General features: G+C 60.3%; 20 protein-coding genes and 3 pseudogenes. 14 read left to right on the top strand and 9 right to left on the bottom strand.

Translation table 11 applies throughout. The annotated features are described in order from the left end of the window. The first annotated feature begins 37 nt into the window (after window positions 1-37). From phaZ to EL257_RS01835, 3 genes are all read left to right on the top strand, one after another. Complete coding sequence (phaZ, locus tag EL257_RS01845) at window positions 38-892, top strand: poly(3-hydroxyalkanoate) depolymerase (RefSeq protein ID WP_126359298.1); 855 nt, start codon at window positions 38-40, stop codon at window positions 890-892. 138 nt (window positions 893-1,030) lie between these two features. After that, the gene (phaC, locus tag EL257_RS01840) at window positions 1,031-2,713 is read left to right on the top strand and encodes a class II poly(R)-hydroxyalkanoic acid synthase (RefSeq protein ID WP_126359297.1); all 1,683 of its coding nucleotides are present in this window, start codon (window positions 1,031-1,033) and stop codon (window positions 2,711-2,713) included. Between the two features lie 30 nt (window positions 2,714-2,743). Continuing rightward, complete coding sequence (locus EL257_RS01835; RefSeq protein WP_126359295.1) at window positions 2,744-3,364, top strand: TetR/AcrR family transcriptional regulator; 621 nt, start codon at window positions 2,744-2,746, stop codon at window positions 3,362-3,364. Between the two features lie 244 nt (window positions 3,365-3,608). On the opposite strand, the gene EL257_RS01830 is transcribed toward EL257_RS01835, so the two are convergent. The 3 genes from EL257_RS01830 to EL257_RS01820 all read right to left on the bottom strand — a co-directional run bounded on the left by EL257_RS01830 (window position 3,609) and on the right by EL257_RS01820 (window position 5,441). Beyond that, window positions 3,609-4,526: a phasin family protein gene (locus tag EL257_RS01830; RefSeq protein WP_126359293.1), complete on the bottom strand. Its 918-nt coding sequence runs from the start codon at window positions 4,524-4,526 to the stop codon at window positions 3,609-3,611. Between the two features lie 10 nt (window positions 4,527-4,536). Beyond that, window positions 4,537-4,959, bottom strand: coding sequence for a phasin family protein (locus EL257_RS01825; protein ID WP_126359291.1), 423 nt, complete (start codon window positions 4,957-4,959; stop codon window positions 4,537-4,539). A gap of 206 nt (window positions 4,960-5,165) precedes the next feature. Beyond that, window positions 5,166-5,441, bottom strand: coding sequence for a polyhydroxyalkanoic acid system family protein (locus tag EL257_RS01820; protein ID WP_126359289.1), 276 nt, complete (start codon window positions 5,439-5,441; stop codon window positions 5,166-5,168). A 154-nt stretch (window positions 5,442-5,595) separates the two neighbouring features. Here EL257_RS01820 and ubiE point away from each other — a divergent pair, with 154 nt between their 5' ends. The 11 genes and pseudogenes from ubiE to EL257_RS28295 all read left to right on the top strand — a co-directional run bounded on the left by ubiE (window position 5,596) and on the right by EL257_RS28295 (window position 13,836). After that, the gene (gene ubiE, locus EL257_RS01815; protein WP_126359288.1) at window positions 5,596-6,366 is read left to right on the top strand and encodes a bifunctional demethylmenaquinone methyltransferase/2-methoxy-6-polyprenyl-1,4-benzoquinol methylase UbiE; all 771 of its coding nucleotides are present in this window, start codon (window positions 5,596-5,598) and stop codon (window positions 6,364-6,366) included. Beyond that, window positions 6,366-6,989 carry a ubiquinone biosynthesis accessory factor UbiJ gene (locus tag EL257_RS01810; protein WP_126359286.1) on the top strand — a complete coding sequence of 208 codons (624 nt, stop codon included), beginning with the start codon at window positions 6,366-6,368 and terminating at the stop codon, window positions 6,987-6,989. The genes ubiE and EL257_RS01810 overlap by 1 nt, the downstream gene beginning before the upstream one ends. Beyond that, window positions 6,986-8,590, top strand: a complete 1,605-nt coding sequence (ubiB, locus tag EL257_RS01805) for a ubiquinone biosynthesis regulatory protein kinase UbiB (RefSeq protein WP_126359284.1) — start codon at window positions 6,986-6,988, stop codon at window positions 8,588-8,590. The genes EL257_RS01810 and ubiB overlap by 4 nt, the downstream gene beginning before the upstream one ends. 120 nt (window positions 8,591-8,710) lie before the next feature. Continuing rightward, window positions 8,711-9,112: a phosphoribosyl-AMP cyclohydrolase gene (gene hisI, locus EL257_RS01800; RefSeq protein ID WP_007909357.1), complete on the top strand. Its 402-nt coding sequence runs from the start codon at window positions 8,711-8,713 to the stop codon at window positions 9,110-9,112. Then, the gene (locus EL257_RS01795) at window positions 9,105-9,437 is read left to right on the top strand and encodes a phosphoribosyl-ATP diphosphatase (protein ID WP_126359282.1); all 333 of its coding nucleotides are present in this window, start codon (window positions 9,105-9,107) and stop codon (window positions 9,435-9,437) included. The genes hisI and EL257_RS01795 overlap by 8 nt, the downstream gene beginning before the upstream one ends. A 25-nt stretch (window positions 9,438-9,462) precedes the next feature. Further along, window positions 9,463-9,744: a twin-arginine translocase TatA/TatE family subunit gene (locus EL257_RS01790; protein WP_090280346.1), complete on the top strand. Its 282-nt coding sequence runs from the start codon at window positions 9,463-9,465 to the stop codon at window positions 9,742-9,744. A 10-nt stretch (window positions 9,745-9,754) separates the two neighbouring features. After that, a complete protein-coding gene (tatB, locus tag EL257_RS01785) occupies window positions 9,755-10,201 on the top strand; it encodes a Sec-independent protein translocase protein TatB (RefSeq protein ID WP_126359280.1) in 447 nt (148 codons plus the stop codon). Further along, window positions 10,198-10,989 carry a twin-arginine translocase subunit TatC gene (gene tatC, locus EL257_RS01780; RefSeq protein ID WP_126359278.1) on the top strand — a complete coding sequence of 264 codons (792 nt, stop codon included), beginning with the start codon at window positions 10,198-10,200 and terminating at the stop codon, window positions 10,987-10,989. The genes tatB and tatC overlap by 4 nt, the downstream gene beginning before the upstream one ends. Next, complete coding sequence (locus tag EL257_RS01775) at window positions 10,986-11,693, top strand: 16S rRNA (uracil(1498)-N(3))-methyltransferase (protein ID WP_126359276.1); 708 nt, start codon at window positions 10,986-10,988, stop codon at window positions 11,691-11,693. Before tatC ends, EL257_RS01775 begins: the two co-directional genes overlap by 4 nt. Window positions 11,694-11,919: 226 nt before the next feature. Then, window positions 11,920-12,933: pseudogene (locus EL257_RS28300) on the top strand (methyl-accepting chemotaxis protein); the annotation flags it as partial. A gap of 30 nt (window positions 12,934-12,963) precedes the next feature. Then, window positions 12,964-13,836 carry a methyl-accepting chemotaxis protein gene (locus EL257_RS28295; protein WP_370872646.1) on the top strand — a complete coding sequence of 291 codons (873 nt, stop codon included), beginning with the start codon at window positions 12,964-12,966 and terminating at the stop codon, window positions 13,834-13,836. Window positions 13,837-13,930: 94 nt separating this feature from the next. On the opposite strand, the pseudogene EL257_RS01765 reads toward EL257_RS28295, so the two are convergent. The 6 genes and pseudogenes from EL257_RS01765 to pip all read right to left on the bottom strand — a co-directional run bounded on the left by EL257_RS01765 (window position 13,931) and on the right by pip (window position 21,403). After that, window positions 13,931-14,645: pseudogene (locus tag EL257_RS01765) on the bottom strand (amino acid ABC transporter ATP-binding protein). Between the two features lie 8 nt (window positions 14,646-14,653). Further along, a pseudogene (locus tag EL257_RS01760) lies at window positions 14,654-14,976 on the bottom strand (transporter substrate-binding domain-containing protein); the annotation flags it as partial. A gap of 327 nt (window positions 14,977-15,303) precedes the next feature. Further along, window positions 15,304-17,874, bottom strand: coding sequence for a glucans biosynthesis glucosyltransferase MdoH (mdoH, locus tag EL257_RS01755; RefSeq protein WP_126359272.1), 2,571 nt, complete (start codon window positions 17,872-17,874; stop codon window positions 15,304-15,306). Further along, entirely contained in the window at window positions 17,867-19,648 is a 1,782-nt protein-coding gene (locus EL257_RS01750; RefSeq protein ID WP_172604440.1) for a glucan biosynthesis protein G, read from the bottom strand. Before EL257_RS01750 ends, mdoH begins: the two co-directional genes overlap by 8 nt. 349 nt (window positions 19,649-19,997) lie before the next feature. Then, window positions 19,998-20,435, bottom strand: coding sequence for a D-aminoacyl-tRNA deacylase (dtd, locus tag EL257_RS01745; protein WP_126359268.1), 438 nt, complete (start codon window positions 20,433-20,435; stop codon window positions 19,998-20,000). Beyond that, window positions 20,432-21,403: a prolyl aminopeptidase gene (pip, locus tag EL257_RS01740; RefSeq protein ID WP_126359265.1), complete on the bottom strand. Its 972-nt coding sequence runs from the start codon at window positions 21,401-21,403 to the stop codon at window positions 20,432-20,434. The genes dtd and pip overlap by 4 nt, the downstream gene beginning before the upstream one ends. Window positions 21,404-21,572 lie beyond the last annotated feature (169 nt).

Here is a 21,572-nt window from a genome sequence, read left to right as displayed (position 1 = left end):
TGGGCTGTGGTGAATTTAAATTTACAGGGCCAGACGCATGCCGCAACCGTTCGTATTCCGTACCGTCGATCTGGATGGTCAAACCATCCGCACGGCCGTGCGCCCCGGCAAGCCTCATTTGACGCCGCTGCTGATTTTCAATGGCATCGGCGCCAACCTCGAGCTGGTGTTTCCGTTTGTCGCGGCGCTGGACCCGGATCTGGAAGTCATCGCTTTCGACGTGCCCGGTGTCGGCGGTTCCTCGACGCCGAACCGGCCGTACCGCTTTCCCGGTCTGGCCAAGCTGACCTCGCGAATGCTTGATTACCTCGACTACGGTCAGGTCAACGTGATCGGCGTGTCATGGGGCGGCGCCCTCGCGCAGCAATTCGCCTATGACTATCCCGAACGCTGCAAGAAACTGGTACTGGCGGCGACGGCCGCCGGCGCGGTGATGGTGCCGGGCAAACCGAAAGTGCTGTGGATGATGGCCAGCCCACGGCGTTACATCCAGCCCTCCCACGTGATTCGCATCGCACCGATGATCTACGGCGGCTCGTTCCGACGCGACCCGACACTGGCGGCCAGCCACGCGGCGAAAGTGCGCTCGGCGGGCAAGCTTGGTTACTACTGGCAACTGTTCGCCGGCCTCGGCTGGACGAGCATCCACTGGCTGCACAAGATCCATCAGCCGACGCTGGTGCTGGCCGGCGATGACGATCCGCTGATCCCGCTGATCAACATGCGCATGCTCGCCTGGCGCATTCCCAATGCGCAATTGCACATCATCGATGACGGCCATTTGTTCCTGATCACCCGCGCCGAAGCGGTGGCGCCGATCATCATGAAATTCCTCCAGGAAGAACGTCAGCGTGCGGTGATGCATCCGCACCCGACTCCGCTCGGCGGCTGAAGCCAGCGGCAGGCTTTATGCAGAGTATTACAACGATTGCGCGGCAGGACGCCGTGCAGGCAGTAACCCGTTTCAGCGTCTATGGTGTTCTGGTTCGGTGAGTGTGTTTTTGGCCTGAAGACGAAGGAGTGTTGAGTCATGCGCGACAAACCAGCGACGGGCGTGGTGCCCAGCCCCGCCGTGTTCATCAACGCACAAAGTGCGATCACCGGTCTGCGTGGGCGGGATCTGCTTTCGACCTTGCGCAGCGTCGCCGCCCATGGCCTGCGCAATCCGATTCACAGCGCCAGGCACGCCTTGAAACTCGGTGGCCAACTGGGTCGCGTGCTGCTCGGTGACACCCTTCACCCGACCAACCCGAACGACAGCCGCTTCGCCGATCCGGCGTGGAGCCTCAATCCGTTCTACCGGCGCAGCCTGCAGGCTTATCTGGCCTGGCAGAAGCAGGTCAAGAGCTGGATCGACGAGAGCGACATGAATCCCGAAGACCGCGCTCGTGCACACTTCGCCTTCACCCTGCTCAATGACGCCGTCGCGCCGTCCAATACCTTGCTCAACCCGCTGGCAGTCAAAGAGCTGTTCAACTCGGGCGGCCAAAGTCTGGTGCGCGGCCTCAGCCATTTGTTCGATGATCTGCTGCACAACGACGGCCTGCCCCGCCAGGTGACCAGGCAGGCTTTCGAGGTCGGCAAGACTGTCGCTACCACCACCGGATCGGTGGTGTTTCGCAACGAGATGCTGGAGCTGATCCAGTACCGGCCGATGAGCGAAAAACAGTACGCCAAGCCGCTGCTGGTGGTGCCGCCGCAGATCAACAAGTACTACATTTTCGACCTCAGCCCGCACAACAGCTTCGTCCAGTACGCCCTGAAAAACGGCTTGCAGACGTTCATGATCAGTTGGCGCAACCCCGATGTGCGCCATCGCGAGTGGGGCCTGTCGACCTACGTCGAAGCGGTCGAAGAAGCCATGAACATCTGTCGCGCGATCACCGGCGCCCGCGAGGTCAACCTGATGGGCGCCTGCGCGGGCGGCCTGACCATCGCTGCCCTGCAAGGGCATTTGCAGGCCAAGCGGCAATTGCGGCGGGTCGCCAGTGCGACTTATCTGGTCAGCCTGCTCGACAGTCAGCTCGAAACACCGGCGACGCTGTTCGCCGATGAACAGACCCTAGAAGCGGCCAAGCGTCGCTCCTATCAGAAAGGCGTACTCGACGGTCGCGACATGGCCAAAGTCTTCGCGTGGATGCGCCCCAACGATTTGATCTGGAGCTACTTCGTCAACAACTACCTGCTGGGCAAGGAGCCACCGGCCTTCGACATTCTCTATTGGAACAACGACAACACCCGTCTGCCTGCAGCGTTTCACGGCGACTTGCTGGACTTCTTCAAGCACAACCCGTTGACCCATGCCGGCGGGCTCGAAGTGTGCGGCACGCCGATCGATCTGCAGAAAGTCACCGTCGACAGTTTCAGCGTCGCCGGCATGAACGACCACATCACGCCGTGGGATGCGGTGTATCGCTCGACGCTGTTGCTCGGCGGCGAGCGGCGTTTCGTGCTGTCCAACAGCGGTCACGTGCAGAGCATTCTCAACCCGCCGAGCAACCCGAAAGCTGCGTACGTCGAGAACGGCAAAATGAGCAGCGATCCACGCGCCTGGTATTACGACGCCAAACACGTCGACGGCAGTTGGTGGCCGCAGTGGCTGGAATGGATTCAGCAACGCGCAGGCGCCTTGCACGAAACCTCGATGACCCTCGGCAATTCGAACTATCCGCCAATGGAGGCCGCGCCCGGCACTTACGTGCGCGTGCGCTGAGGCTCAACCGAACTTTTCTAAGAAGACTGGATGAAAACCCGCGACCGGATTCTCGAATGTGCTTTGCAACTGTTCAACGAAAAAGGCGAGCCGAACGTCTCTACCATGGAGGTCGCCAATGAAATGGGGATCAGCCCCGGCAACCTCTACTACCACTTCCACGGCAAGGAGCCTTTGATTCTCGGGTTGTTCGAACGCTTTCAGAATGAACTGGCGCCACTGCTCGATCCACCCTCGGATGTGGAACTGGCGCCGGAGGATTACTGGCTGTTCCTGCACTTGATCGTCGAGCGTCTGGCACAGTATCGGTTTCTGTTTCAGGACCTGTCGAACCTCGCCGGGCGCTTGCCGAAACTGGCGAAAGGGATTCGCAACCTGCTCATTGCGCTGAAGCGCACGTTGGCGTCACTGCTGGCGCGGTTGAAAGCGGCGGGGCAACTGGTCAGTGACACCCAGGCGTTAGGACAACTGGTGGAACAGATCACCATGACGTTGCTGTTCTCGCTGGATTATCAGCGGATTCTGGATCGCGAAAGGGAAGTGCGACTGGTGGTTTATCAGATCATGATGCTCGTGGCGCCGCATTTATTGCCGCCGGTGAAAGTGGCGACAGAGCGGATGGCCCTGCAATACCTCGAGGATCACGACTGAATTCAAGAGCCCCTCACCCTAGCCCTCTCCCAAAGGGAGAGGAGACTGACCTTATGGTCTTGCGCTATACGGCGACCTGATAAATCCAGTCGATTATGGATTCAATACGACACTTTCAGGTCGGTGTAAGGCTGAAGCATCCCCGAATCGGCCCCCTCTCCCTCCGGGTGAGGGTAAGCTCTTAAAAAGCACAAACAAAAACGCCCGACCTTCACAGGCCGGGCGTTTTGTTTTGTCCCGCAAATCAGGACTGACTGGTTGGCGTCGACGGGGTCGAAGCAGCAGTCGGGGTTGCCACCGGAGTCGGTGCGGCGGCGGAGTTCGACGCGCTTACCGGTGCTGCCGGAGTGGCAGGTTTGGCTGCAGCGGGTGCGGCAGGTTTCGGTGCTGCGGATTTCGCGGCGGCCGGTTTTTTCGCTGCTGGTTTTTTCGCTGCCGCCGGTTTCGCGGCTGGCTTGGCAGCAGGTTTGGCAGCGGCGGTTTTCGCGGCAGGCTTGGCGGCGGATTTCGCTGCCGTTTTAGCCGCAGGTTTTGCGGCCGGTTTGGCAGCGGCTTTAGCCGCGACCGGTTTGGTTGCAGCTTTGGCGGCTGGCTTGGCGGCGGCGGTTTTCGCAGCCGGCTTGGCCGCGGCTTTCGCTGCGGGTTTGGCTGCCGCTTTGGCCAATGGCTTGGCAGCAGTTTTAGCCGCAGGCTTTGCCGCTGCAGTTTTGGCTGCCGGTTTCGCCGCCGCGGTTTTCGCTGCTGCGGGCTGGGCCTTCAGACCGGTGAGTTTTTCGATCTGTTTGGTCAGCGTATCAACCTTGGCGTTGAGCGCTTTGACTTCATTGCGGCTCGGTACGCCCAGGCGCGAAATCGCGCTGTTCAAGCGCTTGTCGAAAGCGCCTTCCAGTTCGTCCCACTTGCCCATTGCGCGATCTTTCACGCCGCTGATGCGCGACTTGGCCGAAGAGGTGGAGTCTTCGACTTTTTTGCCGACGGCGGTTTTGGTGAGCTTCTCGGCTTTCTCGCCGTCTTTGACCAACGCATCGAAGAGCTTGCTGCCGTCAGTGTCGATCTTCGAGTACACGCCTAAACCAGCCAGCCAGATTTTGCGGGAGTAAGACTCGACCTTCCCGACCCACGAGCTGCTATCTTTTTTATCAGTAGTCTTTTTGCCAGCCATCCCGTTCTCCTTAAGATTTTCGCGCGACGCGTTCGAGCAATGCCGTCAGCTCATCGAGCTTAGCAGAGAGTGTCTCAACGTCATGTTTAGACGGAATGCCGATACGATTCAAGGCGCTTGCTACACGGGAGTCGAACGCCTTCTCGACCTTGTCGAGTTGAACTTCAACGCGACCTTTGAACGAGCTGACCTGAGTGGCGGCTTCATCGATCTCGGCATTGGCTGCGACGAGTTTTTCGGTGACGGCTTTTTTGCCTTTCTTTTCAACGGTTTGACCTGCGGCGATCAACTCTTGAAAGTACTCACTGCCCTCTTGACCGACCTTGGCGTAGGCACCCAGGCCTGCCAGCCAGATCTTGCGGGCATAGGATTTGACGTCGCTCAGGGTGGAAGTCGGAGCGTCGATTTTTTTCTTCAAAATAACTTTGGCCATGGTGCACCTCACGCGCAGAAGGTTTGAGGAACTGCCCGGACAAGTGTCGGGCTCAGGCACAAAGTAGGCAGAAAAATTAGAAACGGCACCCTAACAACTGACAATGAATGGGTGGTGCCTGAATGAAAAGATCGCAGCCTTCGGCAGCTCCTACAGGGGTACGCATTCCCATGTAGGAGCTGCCGAAGGCTGCGATCTTTTGATGTTTAGGCCAAGGCTTTATCGAGGGCCTTCTCGATCTCGCCTTTGATCATGCCGCTCATGGCCGACATCATCAGGCCCAACTCGACATCGACCTTGATCGAATCGTCCGCCACATGCACCGCCCCTTTCACGCCGGAACGCTTGAGGTTCAGGGTATCGCCCGACCATTGCGGCTCCAGGCCGTATTGCTCATTGAGCTTTTTGGCCAGCTTGTCGGCCTTCTCGCGGGCGGCTTCCTTACCCAGGTTGTGGGCACGCTCAACAGTGATCTTGGCCATTGAAGGACTCCTGATTGATGTAGATGTCTCGGTAAATCTTGACCGCGTATGCGGCAAATCGTCCCGAAGGTTGCCCATCTTACCTTTAGCCATTCCAAGACAAAGCATGGCTTGGGGATTAGAATGTCGCGCATTCTCTTTTGGTGACAGCGATATGACTGATCAGCGCAAAGGCAGCGATGCCGAACCCACCACTCACTTCGGCTTCAAAAACGTTCCGGAAAGCCAGAAAGCGGAAAAAGTCGCTGAGGTTTTTCATTCCGTAGCCGCTAAATACGACCTGATGAACGACCTTCTGTCGGGCGGCATGCACCGTCTGTGGAAGCGCTTCGCGATCGAACTTTCCGGCGTGCGCAGCGGTAACCGCGTGCTCGACATCGCTGGCGGCACCGGCGACCTGACCCGCAAGTTCTCGAACCTCGTCGGCCCGACCGGCCAGGTCGTGCTCGCCGATATCAACGAATCCATGCTCAAGGTCGGCCGTGATCGCCTGCTGGATCTGGGCGTTGCCGGCAACGTCGAATTCGTCCAGGCCGATGCAGAAAAACTGCCGTTCCCGGATAACCATTTCGATTGCGTGACCATCGCGTTCGGCCTGCGCAACGTGACGCATAAAGAAGACGCCCTGCGTTCGATGCTGCGCGTGCTCAAGCCGGGCGGACGCTTGCTGGTGCTGGAGTTCTCCAAGCCGACCAACGCGCTGATGTCCAAAGCCTACGACGCTTACTCGTTCGCCTTCATGCCGCTGATGGGCAAGCTGATCACCAACGATTCGGAAAGCTATCGCTACCTGGCCGAATCGATCCGCATGCACCCGAATCAGGAAACCCTGAAGTCGATGATGGTCGACGCCGGCTTCGACCGCGTGACCTATCACAACATGACCGCAGGCATCGTCGCCCTGCACCGCGGCATCAAGCCCTGATGTTGCTCACCGGGCTGCTCGCCAGCGTCGAACTCGGCCTCAACCGGGTGCTGCGTCTCGACAGCACGGCGCTGCCGCGGCTGGCGCATTTGACCGGCAAGGTGATTGCCGTCGATTGCCGCAGCCCGGCGCTGCAACTGTTCATACTGCCCAGCGACGAAGGTCTGATGCTGGCTTCGCAGTGGGCAGCGGACGTCGATTGCACATTGCGCGCGCCCGCTTCCAGCCTGATCAAACTGGCTGTGAGCAAAGACAAGACGGCGGTGTTGCACGCTCCGGAAGTCGAGCTCGATGGCGACAGCGGCGTTTTGCTGGAGCTGGCCGGTGTGCTGCAAGACCTCGAGCTCGACTGGGAGTACGAACTCTCGCGCTGGCTCGGCCCGGTCGCTACGCAACTGCTCGGCGGCCATCTGCGCAGCCGCGCGCGCTGGTACCAACAAGGATTTGCCAGCCTCAACCAGAATCTCGCCGAATACCTGGCCGAAGAATCGCGCACCCTCGTCGGGCAGCGCGAAGCCGAAGCGCGGTTCAGCGAACTGGACCGGATCAAACTTGATCTGGAACGACTCGAGGCGCGTTTCGAGCGCCTTTCCCGATCCCTCGACCCAAGCGATAACGCATGAAGCTGCTCGCCGTCCGCCGTTTGTTGCGCATCCAGCGCGTCGTGATCCGCTACCGCCTCGATGACCTGCTGTTCGCTCTGCCGCTGCCATGGTTTCTCCTGGCGCTGCGTTTTGCCTTGCCGTGGCGCTGGTTCCCGCGCAAGACGCTCGAGCTGAACCGCGGCGCACGCTTGCGTCTGGCGTTGCAGGATCTCGGGCCGATCTTCATCAAGTTCGGGCAGATTCTCTCGACCCGCCGCGACCTGCTGCCGGAAGACATCGCCGATGAACTGATGCTCTTGCAGGACCGCGTGCCGCCGTTCGATTCGCAGCTGTCGATCAAGCTGATCGAGGAACAGCTGGGCAAGAAGATCAGCGACGTGTTCAGTCGTTTCGATGTAGAACCGCTGGCCTCGGCTTCGGTGGCGCAGGTGCATGCCGCGCAGTTGAAGAGCGGCGAAGAAGTCGTGGTCAAGGTAATTCGTCCGGGCCTCAAGCCGATCATCGCGCAGGATCTGGCGTGGCTGTTCATCCTCGCCCGTGCTGCCGAGAAATTCTCCGCCGACGCGCGCCTGCTGCACCCGGTCGATGTGGTGCAGGACTACGAAAAGACCATTTACGACGAGCTCGATCTACTGCGCGAGGCGGCGAACGCCAGCCAGTTGCGCCGCAACTTCGAAGGTTCGCAGCTGCTGTACGTGCCGCAGGTCTATTGGGACTGGTGCCGGCCTAAAGTGCTGGTGATGGAGCGCATCTACGGCATTCAGGTGACCGATCTGGTGACCCTCGCCGACCAGCGCACCGACATGAAATTGCTCGCCGAGCGCGGTGTGGAGATCTTCTTCACCCAGGTCTTTCGCGACAGTTTCTTCCATGCCGATATGCACCCCGGCAACATCTTCGTCAGCACCGTCAACCCGTGGAGCCCGCAATACATTGCGATCGACTGCGGCATCGTCGGCAGCCTGACCCCGGAAGATCAGGATTATCTGGCGCGCAACCTGTTCGCGTTCTTCAAACGCGACTATCGCCGCGTGGCCCAGTTGCACATTGATTCAGGGTGGGTCCCGGCGGAGACCAAGCTCAATGAATTCGAAGCGGCGATCCGTACTGTTTGCGAACCGATCTTCGAAAAACCGTTAAAAGATATTTCATTTGGCCAGGTGCTGATGCGCCTGTTCCAGACCGCGCGGCGCTTCAACATGGAAGTGCAGCCGCAGTTGGTGCTGCTGCAAAAGACCCTGCTGAACATCGAAGGCCTCGGCCGTCAGCTCTATCCGGATCTGGATCTGTGGAATACCGCGCAGCCGTTCCTCGAACGCTGGATGCGCGAGCGCGTCAGCCCGAAAGCCTTGCTGGGCAACGTGCAGAGCCAGCTGGAGCAGATTCCGCACCTGTCGAACATGGCCCGCGATCTGCTCGAACGCATGTCGCAACCGCATGCCAAAGACCCGCCGCCGCCGTGGCACAAGCGCAAGGATGATTGGTTCCTGCGCCTGCTCGGCTGCGCGCATCTGGCCGGCGGTGCGATCCTCGCCGTCGGCGGTCCGTTGACCGATTGGGCGCACTGGCCCGCCGGGATCATGGTGGCGGTCGGCTTGTATCTGGTCGTTCGCCGATAGCAGGTTTGAGCTGCAAGTTATAAGCTGCCCGCTGCAAGCTTGACGACACATGAACACCGCAACCTGCTTTTACTTGCAGCTTGAAGCTTGAAACTCGAAGCTGCTTTTCAGGAACTGAAGATGAAAAACTGGCTGGACGAGATCAAGTGGGACGCTGACGGCCTGGTGCCGGCGATTGCCCAGGATCACAAGACCGGACGCGTGCTGATGATGGCCTGGATGAACCGCGAAGCGCTCGAACTGACCGCTGCGGAGAACCGTGCAATCTACTGGTCACGTTCCCGTGGCAAGCTGTGGCGCAAGGGCGAAGAGTCCGGCCATGTGCAGACCTTGCATGAGATGCGTCTGGACTGTGATGCCGACGTGATCATCCTGATGGTGGAACAGATCGGCGACATCGCTTGCCATACCGGCCGTCAAAGCTGCTTTTACCGCGTCTTCGAAAACGGCGACTGGAAAACGGTCGACCCGGTTCTGAAAGACCCGCACGCCATTTACTCCGCAGGACACAAACATGAGTGACACACTCACCCGTCTGGCCGAAGTGCTCGAAGAGCGCAAAGGCGCAGCCGCCGACAGTTCGTATGTCGCCAGCCTGTACCACAAGGGGCTGAACAAGATTCTGGAGAAAGTCGGCGAAGAGTCGGTCGAAACCATTATCGCCGCCAAGGACGCTGCGGTCAGCGGCGACTGCAGCGATGTGATTTACGAGACCGCCGACCTGTGGTTCCACAGCATGGTCATGCTTGCCCAGCTGGGGCAGCATCCGCAGGCTGTACTCGATGAGCTGGATCGTCGCTTCGGCCTGTCCGGACACGTCGAGAAAGCCTCGCGTCCGTCCGCCTGAACAACTTTTAGAGAGGAACAGCAACATGGGCATTTTTGACTGGAAACACTGGATCGTCATCCTCGTTGTCGTGGTTCTGGTGTTCGGCACCAAGAAACTGAAAAACCTCGGCACCGATGTCGGCGAGTCGATCAAGGGCTTCCGCAAAGCCATGAACGATGACGAGAAACCGGCCGAGCCGAGCGTGACTCCGCCGGCGCAGCCTGTGCCACCGGTGCAGCCGCAAACCACCGCTCAGGCCAATCCGCCGCACACCATCGACGTGCAGGCGCAGAAAGTCGAAGAGCCGATCCGCAAAGACGTGTGAGCACTGACTAATGTTTGGTATCAGCTTCTCTGAACTGCTGCTCGTCGGCCTCGTTGCCCTGCTGGTGCTGGGCCCCGAGCGTCTGCCGGGCGCTGCGCGCACCGCCGGTCTGTGGGTCGGCCGCCTGAAGCGCAGCTTCAACGCGATCAAACAGGAAGTTGAACGTGAAATCGGTGCCGACGAGATCCGTCGGCAACTGCACAACGAACATATTCTGTCGCTGGAGCAGGAGGCGCGGAAGATTTTCAATCCGAGCCAGCAGGCGCCGACGCCGCCTGAGCATGTCGGCGAGCAAACAATTCACAGCGCTGCCGCTCCGACTGCACCTGCACCTGCTGTAACACCGCCAGGACCGGCGCCGGTTACCGCGAACACATCAGTTGAACACGTAGCGCCCTCCGCCGCGCCGACTGCACCAGCGCCTCACGACCCAACATTGCCGCCGCGAGCCCCATGAGCGATCTCCCCGAAAACGACCAGCACATGCCGCTGGTTTCGCACCTCACCGAGTTGCGCACCCGCCTGCTGCGTTGCGTGGCGGCGATTTTCATTATCTTTGCCGGGCTGTTCGCGTTTACCCAGCAGATCTACACCTTCGTCTCGACGCCGCTGCGCCAGTACCTGCCGGTCGGTGCGACGATGATCGCCACCGACGTGTCGTCGCCGTTCCTGACGCCGTTGAAGCTGACCATGATGGTCTCGCTGTTCCTCGCGATCCCGGTGATCCTGCATCAGATCTGGGGCTTTATCGCGCCGGGCCTGTATAAACATGAAAAACGCGTCGCGGTACCGCTGCTGGTCTCCAGCATCCTGCTCTTCTACACCGGCATGGCGTTCGCCTATTACTTCGTATTTCCGCTGATCTTCAAGTTCTTCGCCGCCGCCACCCCGGCCGGCGTGGAAATGATGACCGACATCGCCAGCTACCTCGACTTCGTCATGACGCTGTTCTTCGCCTTCGGCGTGGCGTTCGAAATCCCAGTGGCCGTGGTGTTGCTGGTGTGGATCGGCGTGGTCGACGTCAAATACCTGAAGAAAATCCGCCCGTACGTGATCATCGGCTGCTTCGTGGTCGGCATGATCCTCACCCCGCCGGACATCTTCTCGCAGACCCTGCTGGCCGTGCCGATGTGGATGCTGTTCGAGATCGGCATCCTCTTCGGCGCGCTGGTCAGCAAGCGCGAACGCCCGGAAGAAACGCCGGCAGACGATCACAACGATCAGCCGCCAGCGACCCAGCCATGAACCTGCTGCTGCTCGAAGAGGCCGATTTCATTGCGGCCGACCGTGTGGTGCTGCGCGATCGCCGCTTGACCCATATGCAGGAAGTCCATCGTTCGGAAGTTGGTGACAGTCTGCGCATCGGGCGCATCAACGGGTTGATGGGTGCGGCCGAGCTGCTGCGTCTGGAAGCGGGCGAAGCCGAGTTGCGCGTCAGCCTCGATCAGCCGCCGCCGGCCAAGTTGCCGCTGACATTGGTCCTCGCGCTGCCGCGGCCGAAAATGCTTCGTCGCGTATTTCAGACCGTCGCCACCATGGGCGTTTCCAAGGTGATTCTGGTCAACAGTTACCGCGTCGAGAAGAGCTTCTGGCAGACGCCGTTCCTGGAGCCGGAAGCGATTCGCGAGCAGTTGATACTCGGCCTCGAACAAGCTCGCGATACCGTATTGCCAGAGATCATCATCGAGAAGCGCTTCAAGCCTTTCGTAGAGGACCGACTGCCGGCGATCAGCCAAGGCACCCTCGGCCTGGTTGGCCATCCGGGCGATTTCCCGCCCTGCCCGCGCGCGCTGAACGAACCGGTGACTTTGGCGATCGGCCCGGAGGGTGGCTGGATCCCCTACGAAATCGATTTGCTGGCCAAGTCCGGCCTGCAACCGGTGCAACTGGGCGAGCGAATCCTGCGCGTCGAAACCGCCGTCACCGCCCTGCTCGCGCGCCTGTTCTAACGCAGACCGCCCCCGCTCGCACACTCGGCCTGACGCCCTTCAATGTAGGAGCTGCCGAAGGCTGCGATCTTTTGATCTTGTGTCTAAAAAAACAAGATCAAAAGATCGCAGCCTGCGGCAGCTCCTACACATTTTTCCATCCCGGACAAGTGGCGTTACAGATTGCCCTTATCCAGCCGATACAGCCCCTATAAGTCCAATTTAGTGGTCCGAAGGGAGTGGTCGCATGTACCGTTGGTTAGCCGAGAGTCTTGGAAACGTCAGCGTCAAACGCAAGCTGGGCATCGGCTTCGGTCTGGTGCTGTTGCTGACGCTGTTGATCACCTTCACCGGCTGGACCGGCATGAGCGGCATCATCAGCCGTGGCGACAAGCTCGGCTTTATTTCCAGCCTCAACGAGCTGACCAAAGACTTGCGCCTGGCCCGCATGGACTACGACATGCGCCGTGGCGAACAAGGCCCGGGCGCGGTGAATGAGTTCATCGGCAAACTGGAAAGCGGCCTGCAATCGGCACGCGGCATGATCGAGCAGCCGTCCGATGTGGCGATGGTCGATCAGCAACTGGCTGCCGTAGCTGAATACAAACGCGCGTTCGGCGAAATGACGCAGGCCACCGCACAGCGTGAAGATGCGCGCAGCAAGCTCGGTGCGAACGCCGACAATGCCGTGGCCAAGGTCGGTGAAGTCGAGAGCGCACTGCTGCAAGGCGATAGCGTTGCGCAGTACAACGCGGTGATCGAGCTGAGCAAACTGCTGCAGCAGGCGCGTTATCAAGTGCGCGGCTACACCTACAGCGGCAAGGCCGATGCCGAACAACCGGCGCTGACCGCCATCGACAACGCCCTGAAGAATCTTGAAAGCCTGCCAACCCGCTTGCCGGAGCAGCATATCGCCAACCTGCAGCAAGCCACCGATTCGCTCAAAGCCTATCGCGCAGCGGTCGCCCAATTCCGTGACTCCCAGGCGAAAAACGCTGCTGCCCTGGCCAGCATGTCCGCGCAGGGCGACATCCTGATCGCGGTCAGCAAGAAGCTCACCGAATCGCAAACCGTGGTGCGTGACACCGATGCCGCCCACGCGAAGAACATGCTGTTGATCGCCACCGCGCTGGCATTGGTCTTCGGTTTGATCGCTGCCTGGGCCATTACCCGACAGATCATCATTCCGCTGAACCAGACCCTGAAAGTTGCTGAACGCGTGGCGGCGGGCGACCTGACCCACAACCTCGTTTCCTTGCGCCGCGACGAACTCGGCCAGCTGCAGCGATCGATGCAGAGCATGACCCAAGGCCTGCGCGAGCTCATCGGTGGTATCAGCGACGGCGTCACGCAGATCGCCAGCGCCGCTGAAGAACTCTCGGCCGTGACCGAGCAGACCAGCGCGGGTGTTAACAATCAGAAGATCGAGACCGACCAGGTCGCTACCGCCATGAACGAAATGGCCGCCACCGTGCAGGAAGTCGCGCGCAACGCTGAAGAGGCATCCGAGGCTGCCGTTGCCGCTGACCAGCAGGCCCGCGAAGGCGACAAGGTCGTCGGTGAAGCCATCGCTCAGATCGAGCGCCTGGCGGTCGAAGTGGGACACTCCACCGAAGCCATGGGCGAGCTCAAGCGTGAAAGCGACAAGATCGGCAGCGTCCTCGACGTGATCAAGTCGGTTGCCCAGCAAACCAACCTTTTGGCGCTCAACGCCGCGATCGAAGCGGCTCGTGCAGGTGAGGCCGGACGTGGTTTCGCCGTGGTCGCCGACGAAGTGCGCAGCCTCGCCCAGCGCACGCAGAAGTCCACCGAAGAGATCGAAGAGCTGATCGTCGGCCTGCAAAACGGCACCCAGCAAGTGGCGACAATCATGGACAACAGCCGCACCCTCACCGACAGCAGCGTCGAGCTGACCCGTCGCGCCGGCGGTTCGCTGGAGAGCATCACCCGCACCGTGTCGGCGATTCAGGCAATGAACCAGCAGATTGCCGCCGCCGCCGAGCAGCAGAGCGCAGTGGCCGAAGAGATCAACCGCAGCGTGCTGAATGTGCGCGACGTGTCTGATCAGACCTCGGCGGCGAGTGAAGAGACCGCAGCGTCCAGCGTTGAACTGGCGCGCTTGGGCACGCATCTTCAAACGCTGGTGGGCCGCTTCAAGGTTTAACAGCCCAAAAGCAAAAGATCGCAGCCCTCGGCAGCCCTCACAGGTGTAAACATAACCCTGTAGGAGCTGCCGAAGGCTGCGATCTTTTTGCGGTTTAAAGAACCTGACGCAGAAAAGCCTGAGCACGCTGATCTTTCGGCGCCGCGAAAAATTCTGCTGGCGCGGCATCTTCCAACAGTCTGCCGTGATCGAAGAACAACACCCGATCCGCCACTTCCCGGGCGAAGCCCATCTCATGGGTCACGCAAACCATGGTCATGCCTTCCACCGCCAGGTTCTTCATCACGTCCAGCACTTCGCCGACCATTTCCGGGTCGAGCGCCGATGTCGGTTCGTCGAACAGCATGACCTTTGGCTCCATCGCCAGCGCCCGGGAATCGCCACACGTAGCTGCTGACCACCGGGCAGGCGTGACGGAAACTCGTGGGCCTTCTGCGCAATGCCGACCTTTTCCAGCAACGCCATGGCTTTGGCCTCGCGCTCTTTCTTGCCGCGCTTGCGCACGACTTTCTGCGCCAGGCAGAGGTTCTCCAGCACGGTCATGTGTGGAAACAGGTTGAAGTGCTGAAAGACCATGCCGACTTCGCGGCGGTAGGAGTTGACGTCGGTTTTCGCGTCGGCCAGCTGCAGGCCGTCGATGCTCACCGAGCCGGAGTCGAATTCTTCCAGACCATTGAGACATCGCAGGAAGGTCGACTTGCCGGAACCGGACGGCCGATCACCACCAGCACTTCGCCTTTGGCCACGCGGGTGCTGACGTTATCCACCGCGCGCACGACTTGGCCACGGGTGTCGAAGACTTTTACCAGATCGCGACACGGGCAATCGACTGCACGCCGGAGCGGATGATCTCTGCCACATAGGCGCCAGTGAACAGCGACAGCGCGCGATCCCGGCGAACTCGCGGGACAGGTTCACGAGTTCCTTGCGGATCAGCAGAGTCTGGCCGACGACGATGAACGGATCGCTGAAATTCAGGAGCAGGTTGCGCTCCTGAGTCAGGGTCATGCCGCTGCCGATCATGTCGAACTTGTCGGTCATCAGCGCCGGAATGATGCCGTCGTAACCGGTGGAAACCAGTTCCAGCTTGACGCCCATGGCCTTGGGCATGGCTTTGAGGATGTCGACTTCGAAACCGACAGGCAAAAAAGCCCGGGCGCGCCAATTCGGGGACGGATGCTAACGCACTCGTTTTTTTGCACAAGGTTTAATCAGGGATTTGTTTGAACATCAAGAGCACACCCTCACCCCAGCCCTCTCCCGGAGGGAGAGGGGGCCGATCGGGGGATGCTTCAGAGATACGCCGACCTGAATAGGATTAGCCGCATCCGCAATCGACTCGATGTTTCAGGTCGATGTATAGCGCCAGACGGCTCGGTCGGCCCCCTCTCCCTCCGGGAGAGGGCTGGGGTGAGGGGTTTTTCAGCGACCATAAAAAACCCCGCCAATTCAGGCGGGGTTTCTTCATCAGGCCGGCTGAGCCTGCAGACTCACCGGTTGTAACGGCAGCAGCGGCGCATGCGGATCGGCTTTCACCGAAGCGCGCCAGGCGTCCAGCCACTCGGCGTGACCTTCGGCCCACACCTGCTCATGCAGGCGTGACAGGGCTACAGGATCGCTGAGCAATTGCAGGCGATCATGGTTGTTCAGCCCGGCCGGGCCGACCTTGATCGCGTGACGCACCCGCTCCTGACGCAGCCATTCAATCGGCTCGGCCTGGCCGTGACGCGAGGTCGCCAGCGAGCACGCCAAGGCGTTCTGCTGCGGATCGACCACTGCACGGACGAAGCCGTCGTTGAGGGCGTGGTAACGATTTTCGTGGGTGTACTGATCGGTCGCCAACAGCGCCTGTGGCGGATTGTATTCCTCAGGAATGAGAAACAGGCTCTCGTCACGGGACTTCAGGCCCAGGCCAACACGGCTGGATATCACCGACACCGGAATCGACAGCATCAACGAACCAACGATCGGCACCAGCCACCACAGGAAGCTCGGGTTCAGCCAGATCACCAGCAGCGCCCAGCAGAAGCCCAACAGGGTCTGCGGGCCGTGGCGTTTGACCGCTTCGCTCCAGGGAGTCGAGTCGTCGTCACGCTGCGGCGAGTTCCAGGTTGCGGCCCAGCCGAGGAACGCGGCGAGAACGAAACGCGTGTGGAAGATCATCCGCACCGGCGCCAGCAGCATGGAGAACAACATCTCCAGCAGCATCGACAGCGTCACCTTGAACTTGCCGCCGAACTCTTTCGCGCCTTTGGCCCAGATCAGGATGATGCTCAACAGCTTCGGCAGGAACAGCAGCACGATCGTCGTCGAGAACAGCGCGATGGCTTTGTCCGGGTGCCATTGTGGCCATAGCGGATAGAGCTGACGCGGTTCAAGGAAGTACTGCGGTTCCATCAGCGTATTCACCGCCAGTAGCGCGGTCGACAACACCAGGAAGAAGAACCACAACGGCGCCGACAGGTACGACATCACGCCCGTCAGGAACACCGCACGGTGCACCGGGTGCATGCCCTTGACGAGGAACAGACGGAAGTTCATCAGGTTGCCGTGGCACCAGCGACGGTCACGCTTGAGTTCATCGAGCAGGTTTGGTGGCAGTTCTTCGTAGCTGCCCGGCAAGTCATAGGCAATCCACACGCCCCACCCGGCACGACGCATCAGTGCGGCTTCAACGAAGTCGTGAGACAGAATCGCACCGGAGAACGCCCCTTTGCCCGGCAACGGCGCCAGGGCGCAGTGGTCGATGAACGGCTTCATGCGGATGATCGCGTTGTGACCCCAATAGTGGGATTCACCCAGCTGCCAGAAGTGCAGACCGGCGGTGAACAGCGGACCGTACACGCGGGTGGCAAACTGCTGCATGCGCGCATACAGGGTATCCATGCCCGACGCACGCGGCGCGGTCTGGATGATCCCGGCGTCCGGCGTGGCTTCCATCAAGCGCACCAGACTGGTCAGGCACTCGCCGCTCATCACCGAGTCAGCGTCGAGCACGACCATGTACTTGTAGTCACCGCCCCAACGACGGCAGAAGTCGTCGAGGTTGCCGCTCTTGCGCTTCACACGACGGCGACGGCGGCGATAGAAGATCTTGCCGAAGCCTTTGGCTTCGCGGCAGACATCCAGCCAGGCCTGTTGCTCGGCGACGCAGATATCAGTGTCGTTACTGTCGCTGAGGACGAAGAAGTCGAAGCGATCCAGATCACCGGTAGCGGCAACCGATTCGAACGTCGCACGCAGACCAGCGAATACACGCGGCACGTCTTCGTTGCAGATCGGCATCACCAACGCAGTACGCGCGTCTTTGGCAATCGGCTCGTTGCCGGCGCTTTTGCCGGAGATGCGGTATTTGTCATGGCCGGTGAGCAACTCGAGGAAGCCCATCAGCGCCGTCCAGAAACCGGCAGACACCCAGCAGAACAGAATCCCGAACAGAATCAGGATGCTGGTTTGCAACGCATACGGCAGCACTTGGGTGGCGGTCTGCAACAGCGGTTGATGCAGCACTTCGTCCAGATCGACGAACGACCAGCCCTGGTACGGCATGATGCCTTTCATGTACCAGCCAGCAACGATGGTCTGGCCGAGCATCAACACCAACAGAATGTAGCGACGGATCGAACCGACGGTGCGCCAGCGCGCCGCCGGCAGGACATTGGCGTCCTTCGGCGGTTGCGGAGGGTTGGTCCGGCCGGTCAGTCGGCGCCAGCCACGCACCAGAATATTGGTGCGCCATGGCTCCGGCACAACTTTGGTCCGGCGGATCGGCGGCGTGGCCTTCAAGCTGACGCGGCCGCTGGCGTCGAGCACTAGCATTTCCGCTTCTTCAAGCTGTTCGGCAGTGCTCAGGACCAGGCGCTTGCCCACCGAAGCCTGGGCGGCTTCGGCAGGAGCGTCGAATGTCGAGGACGACAGGCGTTCATGCAACTCGCTGAACGACTGGCAGCCCGCGAGCTCCGCGCGCTGTTCGTCGGTCATCGGCAGATGCGCCAGATACTCGGACAGAGTTTCCGGCTGTACTTGAGAATTACTCATCGGCAGGCAACTGATAGCTCCAGGTCTCGGTCAGGACTTCTTCAGTCGGCGCCGATTCCGGTGTGGCTGGGGCCGCGTCGGCAGCGACTGGCTGCTTGGCGTCTTTGTCGGCCTGGTCCTTGGCATCGGCCGCAGGCTTGGCTTCGGCCTGTTTGGCTTCAGCGGCCTTGGCTTCCTTGTCGATTTTTTCCTGCTGCTTGGCGGCAACCTTGTCAGCCTTGGCGACCGACGAGTTCGAGGCCGGCACGGATTTGCCCAGATCAGCTGTCACGACAGGCTGAACCAGCGCGGCGCGCATTTCGGTCGCCTTGCTGGCGTCCTTGATCTTCATCCGCAGGGTCAAACGCCAGCCCTTGGTTTCCGGGTTGTAGCGCACGCTGTTCTCGACCAGTTCGGCGTTGTCGCCAACGCTGACTTGACTGCGCACATCGGCATCGGGCGCCAGAGCGGCCAGCGAAGGGCCTTCGAAGTCGACCAGATAAGCCACGCTGCCGTCCGGCTGACGGATCAGGTTCGACTGCTTGACGTCACCGGTGGAGCGCAGCGTCTGCGCAACCCAAGCGCTGTCCGGCGCGTGCAGCGCCGCTTCGTCCATGGTCCAGTGCATGCGGTAGGCGAAGTCCAGAGGCTGGCCTGGCTCCGGCATTTTTTCCGGGCTCCAGAACGCAACGATGTTGTCGTTGGTTTCGTCAGCGGTCGGAATCTCTACCAGATCGACAGTGCCCTTGCCCCACTCGCCCTTCGGCTCGATCCAGGCGCTTGGGCGCTTGTCGTAGCGGTCGTCGAGATCTTCGTAGTGGCTGAAGTCGCGGCCACGCTGCAGCAGACCGAAACCGCGCGGGTTCTCGACGCTGAAGTTGCTCACGGCCAGGTGTTTCGGGTTGTTCAGTGGACGCCAGATCCACTCGCCGTTGCCGGCATGGATCGACAGACCGCTGGAGTCGTGCAGTTCACGACGATAGTTGAGGACTTTCGACGGCTGGTTGGCGCCGAACAGGAACATGCTGGTCAGCGGCGCGATGCCCAGTTTGCCGACCTTGTCACGCAGGAACATCTGCGCCTTGACGTCGACAATGGTGTCGCTGCCCGGACGCAGGATCAGCCGGTAAGCACCAGTGGCGCGCGGCGAATCGAGCAGGGCGAAGATCACCAGGTGCTTGTCGCCCGGCTTTGGCTGCTGGATCCAGAACTCGCGGAAACGCGGGAATTCTTCACCCGACGGCAGCGCGGTATCGATCGCCAGACCACGAGCCGACAGGCCATAGGTGTGGCCCTTGCCAACAACGCGGAAGTAACTCGCGCCGAGCATGGTCATGATTTCGTCTTGCTTGTCGGCCTTGTTGATCGGATACAGCACACGGAAACCGGCGTAGCCCAGTTGTTCAGTGGCTTTTGGATCGAATTTCAAATCGCCGAAATCGAAACGCGTCGGATCGTATTTGATTTCCGAGACGGTGTTCGCGGTGATTTCGTTGATTTTCACCGGTGTATCGAAGTGCATACCCTGGTGGTAGAACGAGAGCTTGAACGGCGTTTTCTGATCAGCCCACTCAGCCTTTTCGGTGAGGAAGCGGATTTTCTGATAGTCCGCGAATTTCATGTCGCGGAATTCGTTCGGCAGGTTGCTGCGCGGGGCTTCGAACTTCTGCCCGGCCAGCTCTTTAGCCTTGGCCGACACATCGTCAAGATTGAACGCCCAAAGCTGACCGGCGCTGAGCAGGCACAGGAGCGCCGAACCCGCTACCAGAGCACTTCGCACGCGTTTGGCAGACATTTTTGCTGCATTACAGGGACTAACAATCACGAGCAACCCTCGCCGAAAACAGATCAATAAACCAACGGCCAGATGAAGTGCCTGTAGGGTTTTCGGCGGTAAAAAGCCGACCTTCCAGCGCACCCTTGCCAAGTTGGCGAGCATTGTTCCGACTCCGCCGGGGCAAAATGATTCCCCAATCGGATCCAGACAAGTCTCTACCTAAGTGAAAAATGGACCAGCGAACGCTGATCCCAGTGCGCGCGATTATCTAGTAGCCCGCATGACAACGCATCAGGGGTAACAAAGTATTTATCGCGTAAACACCTTAAAACAGCCGAATTTTCTGAAAAACCTGTTTCAAGCGCTTTCAGGTCTGTAACAAAAAGGTAACAGGGCCATCATTGACCAAGTGCACCTGCATATCGGCGCCGAATCTACCTGATGCCACAGTGCCATGCACCTGTTTCGCGCTGTTCAATAAATAGTCGAACAATTCCTCGCCCAAGGCTGGGGGCGCGGCCGTGGAAAAGCTCGGTCGCAACCCGCTTTTGGTGTCGGCTGCCAAGGTGAACTGAGAGACCAGCAGCAACCCACCGCCGACATCCGCCAGGGACAAATTCATCTTGCCCTCCGCATCGCTGAATACACGATAGTTAAGCAGCTTATGCAGAAGTTTGTCGGCGCTGATACGCGTGTCGTCAGGTTCGACCGCGACCAGCACGAGCAAACCCTGATCGACCGCGCCAACCACCTCGCCCGCGACTTCAACCCGCGCACCGCGTACCCGCTGTAAAAGCGCTTTCATGCTTCTTCGAGGGGCAAGTCGAGCAAACGCTGGGCCATTTTACTGGCCGCGCGCACCAGTGCATCGGTGATGCCCGGCTCGGAAGCGGCGTGACCGGCGTCGCGGATCACCTGCAGTTCGCTGTTCGGCCAGGCCTGGTGCAACTCCCAGGCATTGTCGAGCGGGCAAATCACATCGTAGCGACCATGAATGATCACGCCGGGCAGATGAGCGATCTTGCCCATGTCGCGGATCAACTGGTTCGGCTCAAGGAAGGCGTTGTTGGTGAAGTAGTGGCATTCGATCCGCGCAATCGACAGCGCGCGTTGCGGCTCGGAGAAACGATCGACCACCAGCGGGTTAGGCCGCAGCGTGGCGGTGCGCCCTTCCCAGGTCGACCAGGCTTTGGCCGCGTGCATCTGGGCGATCTGATCATTGCCGATCAGGCGCTTGTGAAAGGCGCTGAGCAGGTCATCGCGCTCGTCCAGCGGAATCGGCGCGATGTAGTCTTGCCAGTAGTCGGGGAACAGGCGGCTGGCGCCGGCCTGGTAGAACCATTCGATTTCCTGCGGACGGCAGAGAAAGATGCCGCGCAGGATCAGACCGTGCACACGCTCCGGGTGGGTTTGTGCGTAGGCCAGCGCCAGCGTCGAGCCCCACGAGCCGCCGAACAGCACCCATTTTTCAATGCCGAGGTGTTTGCGGATGCGCTCGAGGTCTTCGACCAGATCCCAGGTGGTGTTGTTTTCCAGACTGGCGTGCGGCGTGGAGCGTCCGCAGCCGCGCTGGTCGAAGGTGACAATGCGATACAGATTGGGATCGAAATAACGCCGGCTCTGCGCGTCACAACCGGCGCCGGGGCCACCGTGGATGAACACCACCGGCAAACCTTCCGGCGAGCCGCTTTCATCAACGTACAGCGTATGGGTGTCATCGACAGCCAGATCGTGCCGGGCGTGAGGTTTGATCTGCGGAAACAAAGTCTGCATTGCGCGCTCCGTAAGGGGTCGAGGTCATCCCTGGGGGGACTCGTATTATTCTGCCGTTGGGCATCATAAACCCGATTTGCGTCAATGAGCATGCCTGTCCGCTGTCACCGTTTTTCTGCTGCATACGAAACCTTGTGGGAGCGAGCCTGCTCGCGAACGCGGTGTGTCA

This window comes from Pseudomonas fluorescens (assembly GCF_900636825.1).
Lineage (GTDB): Bacteria > Pseudomonadota > Gammaproteobacteria > Pseudomonadales > Pseudomonadaceae > Aquipseudomonas > Aquipseudomonas fluorescens_BG.
Note: the sequence above shows the minus strand (reverse complement) of the source record. Positions and strands in the feature narration are given on the sequence as shown.

Coding starts and splice junctions, on each gene's coding strand:
- phaZ (WP_126359298.1), top strand. CDS start 38: ATGCCGCAACCGTTCGTATTCCGTACCGTCGATCTGGATGGTCAAACC.
- phaC (WP_126359297.1), top strand. CDS start 1,031: ATGCGCGACAAACCAGCGACGGGCGTGGTGCCCAGCCCCGCCGTGTTC.
- EL257_RS01835 (WP_126359295.1), top strand. CDS start 2,744: ATGAAAACCCGCGACCGGATTCTCGAATGTGCTTTGCAACTGTTCAAC.
- EL257_RS01830 (WP_126359293.1), bottom strand. CDS start 4,526: ATGGCTGGCAAAAAGACTACTGATAAAAAAGATAGCAGCTCGTGGGTC.
- EL257_RS01825 (WP_126359291.1), bottom strand. CDS start 4,959: ATGGCCAAAGTTATTTTGAAGAAAAAAATCGACGCTCCGACTTCCACC.
- EL257_RS01820 (WP_126359289.1), bottom strand. CDS start 5,441: ATGGCCAAGATCACTGTTGAGCGTGCCCACAACCTGGGTAAGGAAGCC.
- ubiE (WP_126359288.1), top strand. CDS start 5,596: ATGACTGATCAGCGCAAAGGCAGCGATGCCGAACCCACCACTCACTTC.
- EL257_RS01810 (WP_126359286.1), top strand. CDS start 6,366: ATGTTGCTCACCGGGCTGCTCGCCAGCGTCGAACTCGGCCTCAACCGG.
- ubiB (WP_126359284.1), top strand. CDS start 6,986: ATGAAGCTGCTCGCCGTCCGCCGTTTGTTGCGCATCCAGCGCGTCGTG.
- hisI (WP_007909357.1), top strand. CDS start 8,711: ATGAAAAACTGGCTGGACGAGATCAAGTGGGACGCTGACGGCCTGGTG.
- EL257_RS01795 (WP_126359282.1), top strand. CDS start 9,105: ATGAGTGACACACTCACCCGTCTGGCCGAAGTGCTCGAAGAGCGCAAA.
- EL257_RS01790 (WP_090280346.1), top strand. CDS start 9,463: ATGGGCATTTTTGACTGGAAACACTGGATCGTCATCCTCGTTGTCGTG.
- tatB (WP_126359280.1), top strand. CDS start 9,755: ATGTTTGGTATCAGCTTCTCTGAACTGCTGCTCGTCGGCCTCGTTGCC.
- tatC (WP_126359278.1), top strand. CDS start 10,198: ATGAGCGATCTCCCCGAAAACGACCAGCACATGCCGCTGGTTTCGCAC.
- EL257_RS01775 (WP_126359276.1), top strand. CDS start 10,986: ATGAACCTGCTGCTGCTCGAAGAGGCCGATTTCATTGCGGCCGACCGT.
- EL257_RS28295 (WP_370872646.1), top strand. CDS start 12,964: ATGCAGAGCATGACCCAAGGCCTGCGCGAGCTCATCGGTGGTATCAGC.
- mdoH (WP_126359272.1), bottom strand. CDS start 17,874: ATGAGTAATTCTCAAGTACAGCCGGAAACTCTGTCCGAGTATCTGGCG.
- EL257_RS01750 (WP_172604440.1), bottom strand. CDS start 19,648: ATGTCTGCCAAACGCGTGCGAAGTGCTCTGGTAGCGGGTTCGGCGCTC.
- dtd (WP_126359268.1), bottom strand. CDS start 20,435: ATGAAAGCGCTTTTACAGCGGGTACGCGGTGCGCGGGTTGAAGTCGCG.
- pip (WP_126359265.1), bottom strand. CDS start 21,403: ATGCAGACTTTGTTTCCGCAGATCAAACCTCACGCCCGGCACGATCTG.